The organism is Nitrososphaerota archaeon (assembly GCA_029785825.1).
GTDB lineage: Archaea > Thermoproteota > Nitrososphaeria > Nitrososphaerales > Gagatemarchaeaceae > UBA183.
In genome coordinates this window covers 140,120-154,010 of the sequence record JAFLYY010000002.1, presented here as the reverse complement: position 1 = coordinate 154,010, position 13,891 = coordinate 140,120, and the positions used below count along the sequence as shown (strand labels likewise).

Here is a 13,891-nt window from a genome sequence, read left to right as displayed (position 1 = left end):
GCGTGTCGAATAGGATCAATGCCACCATACCCGCCCCCGAGATACCACATGACAATCTCCACATCTGCACGAATTGGGCCGGCCCTTCAACAGGTATTACCGCAAGCATGCAAAGCGAGGGCCCCAGCATGGAAAGAGCAAGGAGCAGTCCTAGCGGGAGATGTTCTCTTTCCATTCCGTCCATATCTTGCCCACCCTTCTCAGCATGAATGACTTTTCCTCCCTGAACAAGCTCTTCACTTTCCTGGAATAGCCGTTGGTGATCACCACCTTCCTGGTACCATTTGCCATGGCATACACCTCCACATTCCCGCCCCATCTGCCCAATCTCTGCTCAGGAAGCCGTTCATTCCTGGGGTCGGGCTCCCTGTCGAGTATCTCTGCAAGTATCGACCCACCAAAGTAGGTCCCGATAGTAGCTCGCGATTCCAACACCTGCTTCGGCGACGTCTTGTCATACGCGAGAGACAGAGCAGCTATCTTCTGTAAGAATGGGTTCCTGTTATTGGGATCGGACTGAAGCGCATCTAGCGACATGAAGAAGGTAGACCGCTTGGCATTTAAGCAGGAATAATCTCGTAAATCGGGTCCCCTACCCCCTACGAATACTACTTGTTTGATTCAGTCCAACATTTGTGCCAGCAGACTACGTTGTCTGGAACCCGCCACGGTTGACTCTTCCGGCGTTGACAGACCCGAGTTCGTAAGAACAGCCGCATTGGATGTAGTCTTGGTCAAGAGGATGGGTAAGGGGGGTGACATAATACTGGATCGGAGTGGCAGCATGGCACATCTTGCCCGTATGGCGTGGATGGTGACAAGAAGGGCAAAAAGCGCCTGCCTTCCTGTCAGCAGCTTCAGATTCTGCTAGCACGATTAGAAATTGTGAGAGCCCTTAAAACGCACTATTGCATGCCAGGCGTCAACAGGTACCAGGCTCAGGAACGAGCCGTCGGAATGTATTGCTCCATACCATTCTCATCAATCAGGTAACTCTCTACGACTTTCCCGGCAAGCGCCTCGACCATGATGTCTATGTTTTCCGCCTTATCTTCCAGGAGTATCACTTTCGAGTACCCGTCAGCCAGGGATGCGACCATCATCTTCTTCCAGGCTTCATCACTGCTTTGCGGGCTCTCCCTCAACACCAGCCTGTCATAGGGTACGCCATACTCCCCCAGCAGATCACGCACCTGGTCTGAGAAGTCGACCAAGCCAGCGCTGAGAACCACTATGTCGCACCCATTCCTCTTACACTCCTTAACATACTCTATCGCATCTCGGTTAGGGGAGAAGAGATGGTTGTAATCTATCTTTGCCACCTGATAGATAGACCCCTTCAACGGCTGAGTCAAAGCCCGTACTTCTTTCCTTGTCATCCTGATTCCTGTAATGTTCTCAGCTGCTTCGGCAACCGCTCTCGCGGAAAACATGAGAGTGTCGTCGAAGTCTGATACAACTATTGTTTTGCCCTTCACATATCTCAGCTGCAGTACAGCATAAAAGCCAGTATCAGGTGTTAAATAGATACTGACCCCCTTTGTTTTGTCTCGGGCGGGCATCCCGAAGGTGCCTGTCACCTGCTTGCCGAAAGGTAAAGCGAGCCGGTCGCGAAAGCCGGCACTGGCGGGCACGACCCGTCTTTGGTGGCGGTGCCAGGGATCCGCCGGCGGAAAGGACTGGCCGTGAGCGGCATGGGCGGCGTTGCGCCGGGCCTCGGAAGGGACCCGGAGTCGGCCGTTCTGGAGCTCGAGAGCCGGACCACGCGTTCCAGGACCACCGTCGGGGCGCACAGGCTCCGTCCCGAGGACATTTTTTGGTTTCATAGATGCAACTGTCCAGAACTTGAGAGCGTGCTTGGTATGTGCCTTATATTTCAAACCTGCACTGGAATATTGTGAAGCACACGATCTGGTTTGCCACATCGAACGAAGGCAAGTTCCGCGAAGCGAGCGATATTCTCAAGGCGTATGAGATAACACTGAAGCGCCTGACTGCAAAAGGGGCGGAGGTCCAGTCGAATGACGTCAGCGAGATAGTAACACGAGCCGCTGACGAAACCTTTGCTTTGGCAAACAAGCCCCTGATAGCAGAAGACACGGGGTTATTCATCGATGAACTGGGGGGCTTCCCTGGGGTGTATGCGGCATTTGTGACAAAGACCATCGGCAGCTCTGGGGTGCTCAAACTCCTCGAGGGAAGAAAGAGCAAGGCACACTTCGTAACTGCAGTTGCCTACAAGGACAGAACGTCAACGCGGGTGTTCACTGGGGTCCTCGATGGGACTATCATAACGAGCGCCAGGGGTGACAATGGGTTCGGCTTCGACCCGATATTCATGCCCGCCGGGTATAGGGAGACGCTTGCTCAGATGACATCGGGAGAGAAGAATGCAATATCTCACAGGTCGCGGGCGTTGAACTTCTTCGGAAGATGGTATAAAACCTCCAAAAAATAAAAGTGGAGACGGCAGGATTCGGACCTGCGCAGCCCCTTCGGGCGCGGCTTCTAAGGCCGCTGGCGTTAACCACTTGCCTACGTCTCCATGGTGGTCGAGGCAGGCTCTGCCCCTGCGTAGTCCCTTCGGACAACCGGGTTTAGACCGGTCGCGTTTGACTGGCTCCGCCACTCGACCACAATAATGAGTGCTGTGGGCCGGCTTCGCTCCGGCGTAGGCCCTTCGGCCCCAGGTTCTCAGCCTGGTGGGTTTGACTGGACTTCCCTACCACAGCAAAGTCGGCGCGACAGGATTTGAACCTGTGAAGTGGCTTCCCACACGAGGGTTTGGACCTCGCCCGTTTGACCTGGCTCCGGCACGCGCCGATATGGATGGTGACGCCAGGACTCCAACCTGGGTAGGGCCTTCGCCCAGAGCTTCTGAGGCTCCTGCCTTTGGCACTTGGCTACGTCACCACGAGAATGAGCGCCGGGTGGAGGAGTTGAACCTCCATGCCCCGAAGGGCGGCGGTTTTCAGGACTCAGCCCCGAGCTTTCGAGACCGCTGCGATACCAATTCCGCTCAACCCGGCAACGCCGCAGACAGGATTCGAACCTATGAGACCGTGGAGGTCAACGAGCTAGCAACTCGTCCCAATTGGCCACTCTGGCACTGCGGCAAATTCGGTTTCGGTCTTCGAACAATGCAAATGGCAGTAGACCGAGAGAGCCTATCTGAGACTTGATAGGCTCAGAGCCTGCGCTAACAAGGAGAGAGAAACGGATCGCGAAGCGTATGCAGGCTTCATTGCACATATGTTGCGCCCGGGAGTATTAAAGCGCATTGCGCAACACCGTGCCGGCGTTTTTAACACAATCAGACCGATTGTAATATGGGGGAAGCAAAAGAGCGCCGGACAATACCCGGAATCACGACTTTGGTATTCATCACAGCTTTCATTGCTGCTAACATCATTCTTCCATTAATGCTCCATATGGTGGTTGCGTGTGTTAATGGAAGTCAGATAGGATGCGCCGCAGTTTTTCTGACAGCGCCTTTTTCGGCTCTGGAAGATTATGCCCCAACATTTGGCGCTACGGTCGCTAATTTAGTAGGCAACTTTGTGTTTATCATAGTCATCATGTTGGTTGCAGAGGTCGCGGCGCACTCAACGGCGCTGGGCAATATACTCACGATGAGAGACGCACTCCTGATAGTGGTTGGAGCCACTTACTTCGTTTCGCTGCTCCAGTGGATTTTGGTAGGGGCTCCGGCAACCGGTACATCGATAATCGGGTTCTCGCTGTGCTTGTACATAATAATAGTAGTAGGGGTGGAGATTTTCGGCTGGCTTGCCGGAAAGAACACGGAAAGCCTGACATTGGTTAGCTTCCAATATGCACTGGTACTAGTCGTAGGGTTGTATGCAATAGATGGATATGTGTACAATAACGCGGCGATGCCGCTTCACATCATTGGCGGCGCCATCTCGGCGTGGGTGTTCTCGCTGGTAATCATAGCGGGGGTCTCAGAGGCACGCAAAACGCTTCGTAACGTATCAGTTAAGCAGGACCTCGGTTCTGGCACCGCCTAGTGCATGTATTGGTCAGCTGGTCAAGCCTATCTGTTTTGCCTTCAGATTGAACAGTGTCATTATACTCCCAAATTCAAGGCTCTCCTGGAACATACATACAATCATTGGCCTCCCCTCTATCACGGCGTCAATCTGGCAGTATCCGTTGCGCGGCGGCTGTGTTGACACATCGAAATAGATGTGCAACCGCCCTGCTATCCTTCCGGCAAGCTTCGGCGGAGCACGGACGATCAACTGCTGGTGATCGAGGTTCATCCGTGATCAGACACATATATCTGATAAAACACGTTCTCATACGCAGCGTGTCGGACGCTCTTTTAATTGCGAAGACTGTATTACAGTTTATGACTGTCACGTAGTCACTGCTCAGTGTTCTGGGCACCGAGATTGGTCATGAACTCACTAAACCCGCTCCCCTTCGTTCTGGTCTTCCTGTAGATTCCGGCGGTGGTGATAATATTAGTAAAGACGATCACGAACGAGACTAGCGCCAGGTATGTGTTAGACATGGGGAGTCCCATTGAATATGCCAGGACGCTGAGAGTGGCCGGGGTAAGCCCCTGGGCTATGAACAATACAGCAACACGCTTTTCCGTTGACATCGGGGTGCCGTGTGTCGAAACATACAGGGCAATATATCTCATTGAAAAAAGCACCCCAATGAGACCAAGGCATACGACCAGGTCAAAATAGAGGTAGGCGACATCGATAACAACCATGAGCCCCAGGAACACGAAGAAGAGGGTGGTCATGAGGAATGACATTTCTTCCTGGAACACCTTGAGCTGACCCAGAAGCCGCGACATATCGAAGTTCCTCCCCATTGCTGTGTCAGCAACCTTGTAGTTTCCGAGCACCAGCCCAAACACTACGACCGCGAATATACCGGTACCGCCGAACTCCGACGCAGCGACGAAGGAAAGGAGCAGAAGCCCGAGCGTCAGGACGTACGTATAGCGCTGGGCGGAAAATCGCTGGAGAATGCGTAACCATACAAGAGAAGTGGCGAGCCCTATCACTATACTGACAGAGAAATTTGCCACAATCGTCGCAACAACAGGATACAAGGCGTATGTTCCTGTCTGGTACATGTCGACAAAGGAGAAGAAGAATATGACCGTGAGTATACTGTTCAAGGCAGTTTCTACCACCAAGAAGTGCCCCAGGTTCTCGGATATCCCCTTGGATTTACTGAGAGGGACAACAACTACTGCAGTGGTCTCGCCCCCAATTATCGACGAGAATATCAGTGACTCGAAGAATGCCCAATGGACGAGGAAGTACATTACGCTCGTTATCGCTATGATGCTCATTATGACGTAAAGGAAAACCTGCAGGAAAGCCCTGTTACCCGTAACACGCAACGCCGCGAGGTTCGTGTCCAGTCCAGCGTAAAACAGGATCATGCTCAGCGTGAGTTCCCCAAAAATACCGAGAATCGGTGTGAATGTCCCCCTCGAGAGAATATGAAAGATGGGACCGAGAAAAACACCCATCAGTATGAGGAAGATGAATGGAGGAACAGCAGTCTTCTTGAACATCCTATCACCGGCAAACCCAACAATAATGATCACAGAAACCAGTAGGAAGACAAGATTGGTATCCATGTTAGACGACCTCGCCGACTTTTGCAGATAGGAGCCTGCGTCGGGTAGTAGCAGTTGCGCCAGTCCAGGGCGCTCGTACCATGCAGACAAGGAACAAACAGGGCTTTAAGCATCAGAATTACGTGCGCGCTGCTTTAATTCTTACCGATAATACAACATTGATGAAGATATTAGTGGTGTCGGACGTCCATTTTGAGCTCGGCTCTCATCATGGGACCTACGAAGGTGGAGCCTATGATTGGCTTCTGCGCACCGTAAAACTGGTGCAACCAACTGCTCTGATAGGTCTCGGCGATTATGGGCACGCCTGGACCGCCGAGCAGTGGGAAACACTTGCGTCTCTTGTACCTCTTCATCTTGTATATGGCAACCATGAGAATATGGAAGAACTAGTTGCTGTAAAGAACACTGATGGAAGGAATGCTCTGATAGACGACGGGGGGAATAGGATGGTCGACGGGCTTAAGATCGGCGCTATCAACGGGATTGTATCGAGGAAAACCAAAATCAAGGATGGAACTCCAAGACAGACGCCAGAGGAGTATCTGAGGCATGCACCATGGTTAGCCGGCGTCGACGTGCTCGCAACTCATATGGCGCCGCGTGAGATGGCATCAGGATTCATCCATGAGAACGATGACTTGGTAGTCATGGACGAGGTCCTCAAGGTGGTGAAGCCGAAGCTCTTCCTCTGCGGGCATCTGGGCGGACCCTACAAGATAGCCACGATCGGCGGCACCGTGGGTGTCAGAGTAGACTCCAGCCCAGCAGAACAACATTACGCTGTCATAACAGGAGATGAATCAAAGGTTAATGTGTACCACAACCATGACCTCGTTGATTCTGTCAGCATCACGCTGGCACGGGGGCGTTAATCATGAATGATACATCAATTGACAAGAAACTGATAGCAAGGCTGGAAAAGGGAGAAGCGACAGTTGCTGACTGCTACGAGGCAGCAGCTCTGGTCCGTGCTTTGGAAATGAAGGTTGCCGCCCTCGAGAAGAAGGTATCAGACATGGAGCGAGAATCAGAAGCGCTGACGGCGGCAGGGACCGACACCAACAAAAGCGCCAAGCCAGTGCGATTGGGCAACCAATCCCAGAAGACCAGCCATACAATATTCAACGTACGCGGGCGCTGGAAAGAGACCGCAGCGAAGGAGTTCTATGCAAGGTTCGTGGACAAGCCTCAACAGACGGTGCCGATTAGCGACGGGCTTCTGATAGTACACGCCGATGGCTTGAGAGCTCACTCACGGTGCGACCTCTGGCTTTCATACGTTGACCCTGAAAGTGACTGGGGACTCAACTTTGCAGTAGGAAAAGATGGAGAGATATGCACATATGGAGCGAAGACCAACCTTGACATCCCGAAGGTCCTCTCTGATGCCCTTAACGGGATAAGCTGAAGTATATCCAAGCTGACGGCATATTCTCACCACAGGCCCTTTTTCGAAGAGGAACGTGTTAATCGATACAACGTGTTAATCGAAGACCTACAATCTTGCGTGCGGTCACTCGACCTGGTCTAGCACTTGCTGCGCAAGGCTGACACTGACGAGCAGGTCGACAGAAGTTCCTCTACGCCGTCTCGCGTCTACAGATATCAGACCGGCCTTGTCAAGATTACGGAGAAGGTCTATCGCACGCCTGTCGGTGAGGGGTTGTTCAGTGTCCCTCTTGTAGACGCCCGATATTACGCTCCACCTCGTCTCAGGGTAAGACTTTACGATCGCCTTGAAAGCAGAAAGCGCCTGGTACGGCAGGCCTTTGATGTCGTTGATGAGCTCCTGCCGGTGCAGGTATTCGTTCGCACTCCGCATGAGCTCTTCCGTGACTGTGCGAGCCCCCTCCATTTCTGCCATATCTGCGGCCTGGAGCAGGAGCTTCATGGCAAACCTCGCGTCACCATTTGTTTCAGCGGCGATCCCAGCGCAAAGAGCTATCGCCCCAGTCGGCACGCTCGTGAGCGCGACCTTTGCCCTCTCTGTCAGTATGGCGCGAAGCTGGTTCGCGTTGTACGGTTTGAAAGAGATGTGCCCCGCGGCCAAGCTCGAAAGAACTGCCGGGTTCTTTACCCATTCGTCTATGTTGAGCTTGTTGCTAATGAGAACTACGCTTGTGCCTTTGGTCCGCGAGAGAGCATACAACAGACGCTCGTCTTGGTGCCGCAGAAACTGGTCAACTTCGTCGATCACGATTACCTTATTGCTCTTTATCCCCCCAAACTGCTCAATCAGTTTACCCTCTTGCCAACCGTCCTTGACAGGAACCCCGAAGTCTTCCAACATCTTCCTGTAGATGCGGTACTGCGTGGAAAAGAGGCTGCAGTTCACGTAGCTCGTTTCTAACGGCACCTTGAGGAAATCCGCCCGTTGCTTGAGCAGCCCAAGCGCCTTCTTTACGATGAACGTCTTGCCCCCACCAGGATAACCGGTTACGAACAGGTGCTTGCCTGGAGACGGATAGTTTGCTTCCTCGGCCAGACCCCTCAACTCGAACAAGATCTGCTTGATCTGATCGTCACGGAACATCGCCTTTTCGGGCGCGTACTCATCAGTCAGGACAACCCTGTTTCTGACGATCTTGTTAGTTACCGGGGCTCGAACCCACTCATCAAAGGACACACCAGAATAACGACATACCGCTTATAACGACAATATCGAGGAAAACAGACACACACCCCCTCCCCCCGGTACGTCTTTTTCATACGCGACCCAAGCCCCAGCCAACGAATCTATGGTGCCGACCTTGGTCCAACTTTGGTCCAATCTTGTCCCAGCCTTTGGTCTAGTCTTCAGTCTAATCTTTCCAGGTCTAATCCTTGGTCTAGCTTGGTCTTAATTCTATGGTAGTCCCTTAAATACAACCCTATCCTCATATGTCGTACGACTTCTTAACTAGTGTAAACTACACTAGTACACTACACACAACAAACACACAGGCGACCCCCTGGGACCTGCCCCGTTGAATAAAGACGTACCCCCCACCCGGGGTGTGTGTCTGTCCTGTTCAGGGTGTTGCTGCAGGCAGAAGCCTGCCACGACGAGACGGCAATGATATCGAGCGTAATATACCATAATTCTTGAATCAGTTTCTGTACCTTGGCTGCTCGTACAGTTCAGCAAGAAGATCTGATAGATGTTGACAGGATCAGCAGCGACGAAACTCTGCTGCGCCCAGTTGATCTGTATCGTGTAGATGAGCTCGCCTCATCCTTGGCGTCCAAGGGGCAACAGCAGGCAATCAAGGTGCGACCGAAGAGTGGGTACAAGTACATATTCATTGTCGTCTTCGGGGAACACCGGCTTGCTGCAGCCAAGAAGCTTGCCGAAGCTGGCATGCCGATAAAGGGTCTCCCTGCCGGCAAGGTGAGAGCGATCGTCGCCGACATCGACGAATATGAGGCGCTCGAACTGAAGGTTACGGAGAACGCCCAGAGGAACCACTATGTCGACCCCTGGGAAGAAGGAAAGGTGTTCGTAGAGCTCCTCTCCAAGAAATACTCCAACAACATCAACGCCTTGGCGGAGTCTCTGGGCAAGTCGACCGCGTACATCAGGGACCGGGTGCAGGTCTACTACTTCTTGCACCCATCGCTCAGGAAGTACTTGGGCAACGGGCTGACCGTCAGCAACGCCATATCTCTTGCCAAGACCCCCAACCCCGAGCCGCAGATCACGCTTGCAAACTCGATACTCAAGACTAGGATAAAGGGGATAGGTACTTTCGGCGGGGGAGGGTTGATTGGGAGGCGTTCAGTGAGACTGACCTGTCAGTGCCCTACCTGCGGATACTCACACACGCCCCGCAAGCGCACTGGCAGCCTTTCCGCCGAAGTCGACGAAGCCGGAGGTGTTCCTGGTATTGACGTTATAATGGGGTCCAACAGGCACACCGACGAAATACACGTCCATAACCCAGGGAATACCGGATTCAGCCTCTGCGGGACGAGGTTGAAAGAGACCTGGGCCGTAAAAGTCCCCCAGGACGCAGACCCAAGGGAGTTAGGGGAGAGGATGTGCACGCCGTGCTTCAACTCTTGGAAGAAGAAGCTGATATCATGAGACATTCAACGGTCCCCCTGACAGTGGTAGAGGAATCCCGCCCGCGGTGCAACGTGTGTGGATCCTGGAACGTCGGAAGAGCCGGAAAGACATTCAGGGCTACAAGACAGGATATAGTGCAGGCCTACAAGTGTCGAAGGTGCGGGTCAACCTGGAGGGCAGGGACGTTCAGGGGGTGCTGGCTCCCATACGATTTCGTCAAGCCGGCGCTCGACATGGCTAGGCTCGGTTTCAGCCACAGGACGATAGCAATGGCCGTGGCCGAGTGGTCCGGTAGGGAGACAGTGACTGGTACCACCATCGCCAACTGGGTAAGGCGCTTCGGAGTGGAAGAGCCGGTCTCCAGGCCCCGTGAACCTGGCAAGGAGTTGCTTGAAGCCGTCAAGAAGCAATCGAAAGGACCTTGGGTCCGCCTCTCCGACTTCGGTCTCATGAGACGGGTCAAGTTCGGCCCTGAGATACGATTGAAAACGAAGGGGTACTTGTCTGAAAACGGTCTTTACACCGTCAGGGAGTGCACCAGAGTAGCTCGTAAGCTGGGGGTACCCCTTGATGCCCTCGAGAGGTACGTCGTGTCGGTTTCTGCCGGGGTATCGGGCAGGTCAAAGCCCATGAATGTAACGCTACCGTTCCAGGCATCTGGGGGTCATGCGTTCTTGCTAGGACTGTTTCATGCCAGCGGCGGGATCGGGGGAAACACGTTGCACTTCGCTATAGACAGAGAGGTTGGCGAGCACCTACAGTCCCCGCGGTTCATTAACCAGGTCCATGAGACGCCTGTAGCTGTCTCTCAAGGAAAGAAACCCCATGGCACTAGGTCGTACACTTACAGCCTTGTGATGCTCGACGTCCTGAAGGCGCTTGGGCTGCGTACAGTAAAGCCCATCCAACTCGGAGATGGTAAGTTTGTGCCGTCGCGGCATCTCACCATGGTAGTCCCCAGTTGGGTGCGCCGTGAGTTACCCTCCCTACATGCATTCACAGAGGGGTACATCAACGGTATCAAGACCACCGCCGGGCTTGCAGGAAGAGAAGAACGCCGCGGTTTAGGTTCTACGCCTTACCTCGTTACTTATTCAAATGTGAAAGTGTCGTTCTGCAACTACAACAAGCAAGACCTGGACCGGTTCGTTGGCATCGTCGTCAGGCACTTCAGGGACTTGGGGGTGGACGGCTGGCTAAGCCGGACAAGATATGACGGAAGACGGATGCACCACTACAGCTACGCATTCCACACACTGCCCCAACTGGCGGCGTTCAACGCGAGGTTCATGATACTGAGACCAATGGTAAGGATAAAGCTGGCGCTGAGGCTCTCCAAGGATCCCATACTCAATCACATAACCCAGAGAATCAGAGACATAGACGCGTATGTCCTTGGCACGGTCTTGGAAGGACCAAAAACGGTGCCAGAGTTGGCTGTGCTGAGCCCAAGGAGACCGTACAACATGACAACAGAGCAATTCCTCGGACCATCGGTCAGCAGACTGGTGAGGATGGGAGTGCTGAAGAAGGCCGGAAATCTATTGAAGTACGAGCCCACTGTGTTCGCCACCGAACTGGCACGGGAGTACGCGAGCCGGGCCAAGAAGAAATCCGACATGAAGAAGTCGTTAGATGGAAAGCCATTGTATTATTGCCCTGGGTGTAGAGCCGTAGGAGATACGCCAAAGTGTGTGTCATGTGGTGCCCTGAGGCCGCGTTGTACTAAAGCGGAGCTTCGGAGGCTGTGGGACCCGAAGGCAGAATCAATAGCAAGGAGCCTGCTCATGGCTATACCTGGTGGCCAACGTTGAACCAGGCGAATGGAAGCGTAATGGGATATACATACGCTATGCCAGAGGAGTGGAAGCGGCTAGCAATACTTGATCAAAAGTACAGCCCGAAGTCCATGTTGAACACCTGGCTGAAGAGGGTCGTAGCTGACATCAATGCCCCGCAGATAGTTATAGATGAAACGATATTGTACTTCATCAAGGGACTAGGCGTACATGCAGTGCCCAACAACCGAAGGGGCGTTGCCTGTGCTTTGGCGCTCGCCTGCAGGAACCACGAGGCCGACAGGGTTAAAGAGATCGCGGAAATCGCAGGAGTCAAAGCCATGGACCTGACCAACGGGATGTACAAGCTGGCTGACGGGCTGAAGGTCACAGTTGCGGCTACAAACATATCTCGTGAGCTCTTTCATGGCATACAATCACTTGGGCTGCCTCAGGAAGCATACGTAGAAGTCTCGAAGCATGTTGCCGCTGTTGCCAAAAGATATCCCTCGGGTATCAGACTCAGGACGCTCTTCGCTGCCGTGACCTACGGGTTGTATTCAATGGCATTGACACAAAAGCAGACTGCCGAAGCATTCGGTGTTGACGAATATACTCTGCGAGAACAATGGGGGTCAAAGGTAAGGCCGTATATGGAAACATTGGAGACTTCTAAACCACAGTTTCGGGATTGACACCGTGACTGATGACAGCGCGGCTAGTTGGAAAGAAGGTCAAGCAGGTGATGGCGCCATTGGCGCCGCCACTAGGGGCTGAGAAAGTTTTAGCCCTCGGGCAACATGTTCTCCGCACACAGTGATAGCGGGGAGATCGGCAATCTTAAACATAGAGTTCATGATCATCCTGCTCATAAAGTTTCTGCCCGAGACGTCTATCACATCGACTTCGCATCCAACCTCACTTGCAAGACGCTGCGCCTCAAGGACCGCCGCCTTGCTCTTGGCATCAAGCATCCGTTCCTTCCTGTAATGCACCTTTCTTTCGTAAAGAGGCATATGCCAAGCCTGGCCGATAGGTACGGCTATGTCGACCTCATACTTGTCTACAAGGACAAGCTCACTTCTAACGAAAACTCTGACAGCTGTCAACACGCCCAAACTAGTCCTGTTGTTTTAAGCGGATGGCACGTTCACTGATAATATCATCTAGTACCTTGGCTGCATGCTCAGCCCCCATGGCATAGAGTTTCTCTGCGTCTACAGTAATTGTCGGCGCACGCCTGTAAGTCTTGATGAACTCCTTGAATGCCGTGTTCACACCGTCTAGGTACTCAAATGTTATGGGCATTTCGTATTTTCGCCCCCTCCATTTTACCCTGTCCATGAGAAATTCCGTGCTTGCGTCAAGATACACGACTATGCTTGGCACCGGCGCCCTTGCCTGAAGAGGCCTGAACAGTTTCATGAATGGGTCCCTGTCACCAGGGGCAAGTGTGTAACCTGTGTACGCTTCAACACCATCGAAAAACAGGTCACTGACGACAGCACCGTTGAAGTCTCCGTCTTTGGTGGCTTTTGCTATGTCATGATAATGCATGATCGTGAATATCATCTCGGCCTGAAGGGCATATCTCTTCGGGTCCATATAGAAGTCTTCGATAATGGGATGATCGGAAAAACGCTCAGCGAGAAGCTTGGCACCGGTCTGACCGGCAAGGTGCCAGGCCAGGGTCGTCTTTCCAGAGGCCAACGGACCCCCTATTACCACGTAATCAGACAATACTGCCAACCCCCAACTCATGTTTTACGATCTTCTCTAGCTCCAAACATGCAGCACCGTGCCCGATATCGTACATCTTTTCGGCATTAACTATCACCTTCGGTGCGCTGTTGTAGGACTTCGTGAACTCGTCAAAAGCAGAATTCATCCGCTCCAAATGCTCCACGGTCATCGTCTTCTCATAGTCCCTGCCTCTCAGCCGTGAAGTCTTCATCAAAAACGCCGTAGATGCCCGGAGGAACACAACAAGACCAGGCTTCGGTAGCCGCCCTCTGAGTTCGGATGTGAGACCTGTTAATGCCTCCAGGTCATCGCCCTTAAGTGCAGCCCTGGCATAGGCGTCGTCGCCATCAAAGAGCAAATCACTCACGACCACCTTGTTGAACTTGCCGGAATCTACCCCCTTCATGATCTGATGATAGTGCATTACAACAAAAATCATCTCAGTCTGAAGCGAGTATGCCGCAGGATCATTATAGAAATCGTCTATCAACGGATGCCCATCCACATCTTCCATGACAGTCTCAGCCTTCAGCCGCTCCGCCAACAGCCTTGCCAGAGTAGTCTTCCCGGACCCAAGGCACCCACCGAAGACTATGTACCCCGACATGCATTACAACTAAGTGATAAAATAAAACGACACCAGACAAGAATACAGACCACGATGACGATCTTACTAGGTCT

At 52.9% G+C, this 13,891-nt stretch carries 15 protein-coding genes and 2 tRNA genes; 7 read left to right on the top strand and 10 right to left on the bottom strand.

Annotated elements, in window-relative coordinates; translation table 11 throughout:
* Positions 1–150 precede the first annotated feature (150 nt).
* Both JRN21_10155 and JRN21_10150 read right to left on the bottom strand, forming a co-directional pair.
* Positions 151–537 carry a hypothetical protein gene (locus JRN21_10155; protein ID MDG6989661.1) on the bottom strand — a complete coding sequence of 129 codons (387 nt, stop codon included), beginning with the start codon at positions 535–537 and terminating at the stop codon, positions 151–153.
* Between the two features lie 401 nt (positions 538–938).
* Positions 939–1,562 carry a hypothetical protein gene (locus JRN21_10150; protein MDG6989660.1) on the bottom strand — a complete coding sequence of 208 codons (624 nt, stop codon included), beginning with the start codon at positions 1,560–1,562 and terminating at the stop codon, positions 939–941.
* Positions 1,563–1,897: 335 nt separating this feature from the next.
* Between JRN21_10150 and rdgB the strand changes: the two genes are divergently transcribed.
* Positions 1,898–2,458, top strand: a complete 561-nt coding sequence (gene rdgB, locus JRN21_10145) for an RdgB/HAM1 family non-canonical purine NTP pyrophosphatase (protein ID MDG6989659.1) — start codon at positions 1,898–1,900, stop codon at positions 2,456–2,458.
* 3 nt (positions 2,459–2,461) lie between these two features.
* Here the strand turns inward: rdgB and JRN21_10140 are convergent.
* Both JRN21_10140 and JRN21_10135 read right to left on the bottom strand, forming a co-directional pair.
* Positions 2,462–2,545 (bottom strand) — tRNA-Leu (locus JRN21_10140).
* A gap of 191 nt (positions 2,546–2,736) precedes the next feature.
* Positions 2,737–2,823 (bottom strand) — tRNA-Leu (locus tag JRN21_10135).
* 506 nt (positions 2,824–3,329) lie between these two features.
* Between JRN21_10135 and JRN21_10130 the strand changes: the two genes are divergently transcribed.
* Complete coding sequence (locus JRN21_10130; GenBank protein ID MDG6989658.1) at positions 3,330–4,031, top strand: hypothetical protein; 702 nt, start codon at positions 3,330–3,332, stop codon at positions 4,029–4,031.
* Between the two features lie 12 nt (positions 4,032–4,043).
* Here JRN21_10130 and JRN21_10125 read toward each other — a convergent pair whose 3' ends face one another.
* Both JRN21_10125 and JRN21_10120 read right to left on the bottom strand, forming a co-directional pair.
* On the bottom strand, positions 4,044–4,286 hold the full coding sequence (locus tag JRN21_10125) for a hypothetical protein (protein ID MDG6989657.1): 243 nt from the start codon (positions 4,284–4,286) through the stop codon (positions 4,044–4,046).
* Between the two features lie 104 nt (positions 4,287–4,390).
* The gene (locus JRN21_10120) at positions 4,391–5,638 is read right to left on the bottom strand and encodes a cation:proton antiporter (protein MDG6989656.1); all 1,248 of its coding nucleotides are present in this window, start codon (positions 5,636–5,638) and stop codon (positions 4,391–4,393) included.
* 161 nt (positions 5,639–5,799) lie between these two features.
* Here JRN21_10120 and JRN21_10115 point away from each other — a divergent pair, with 161 nt between their 5' ends.
* Entirely contained in the window at positions 5,800–6,513 is a 714-nt protein-coding gene (locus JRN21_10115; protein MDG6989655.1) for a metallophosphoesterase, read from the top strand.
* Between the two features lie 2 nt (positions 6,514–6,515).
* Positions 6,516–7,049 (top strand): hypothetical protein, encoded by a 534-nt coding sequence (locus JRN21_10110; GenBank protein ID MDG6989654.1) that lies wholly within the window; start codon positions 6,516–6,518, stop codon positions 7,047–7,049.
* Positions 7,050–7,154: 105 nt separating this feature from the next.
* On the opposite strand, the gene JRN21_10105 is transcribed toward JRN21_10110, so the two are convergent.
* Positions 7,155–8,267 (bottom strand): AAA family ATPase, encoded by a 1,113-nt coding sequence (locus JRN21_10105; protein MDG6989653.1) that lies wholly within the window; start codon positions 8,265–8,267, stop codon positions 7,155–7,157.
* 477 nt (positions 8,268–8,744) lie between these two features.
* Between JRN21_10105 and JRN21_10100 the strand changes: the two genes are divergently transcribed.
* Genes JRN21_10100 through JRN21_10090 form a run of 3 tightly spaced genes read left to right on the top strand, consistent with a single transcriptional unit; the run spans position 8,745 to position 12,162 of the window.
* Positions 8,745–9,707, top strand: coding sequence for a ParB/RepB/Spo0J family partition protein (locus JRN21_10100; GenBank protein ID MDG6989652.1), 963 nt, complete (start codon positions 8,745–8,747; stop codon positions 9,705–9,707).
* Positions 9,662–11,503: an IS1 family transposase gene (locus JRN21_10095; protein MDG6989651.1), complete on the top strand. Its 1,842-nt coding sequence runs from the start codon at positions 9,662–9,664 to the stop codon at positions 11,501–11,503. The genes JRN21_10100 and JRN21_10095 overlap by 46 nt, the downstream gene beginning before the upstream one ends.
* Positions 11,500–12,162, top strand: coding sequence for a hypothetical protein (locus tag JRN21_10090; GenBank protein MDG6989650.1), 663 nt, complete (start codon positions 11,500–11,502; stop codon positions 12,160–12,162). Before JRN21_10095 ends, JRN21_10090 begins: the two co-directional genes overlap by 4 nt.
* Positions 12,163–12,201: 39 nt before the next feature.
* On the opposite strand, the gene JRN21_10085 is transcribed toward JRN21_10090, so the two are convergent.
* From JRN21_10085 to JRN21_10075, 3 genes are read right to left on the bottom strand one after another with little or no spacing between them, the layout of a single operon-like run.
* Entirely contained in the window at positions 12,202–12,576 is a 375-nt protein-coding gene (locus tag JRN21_10085) for a hypothetical protein (protein MDG6989649.1), read from the bottom strand.
* A gap of 10 nt (positions 12,577–12,586) precedes the next feature.
* Positions 12,587–13,207 (bottom strand): deoxynucleoside kinase, encoded by a 621-nt coding sequence (locus JRN21_10080; protein MDG6989648.1) that lies wholly within the window; start codon positions 13,205–13,207, stop codon positions 12,587–12,589.
* A complete protein-coding gene (locus JRN21_10075) occupies positions 13,200–13,817 on the bottom strand; it encodes a deoxynucleoside kinase (GenBank protein MDG6989647.1) in 618 nt (205 codons plus the stop codon). Before JRN21_10075 ends, JRN21_10080 begins: the two co-directional genes overlap by 8 nt.
* Between the last annotated feature and the right edge of the window lie 74 nt (positions 13,818–13,891).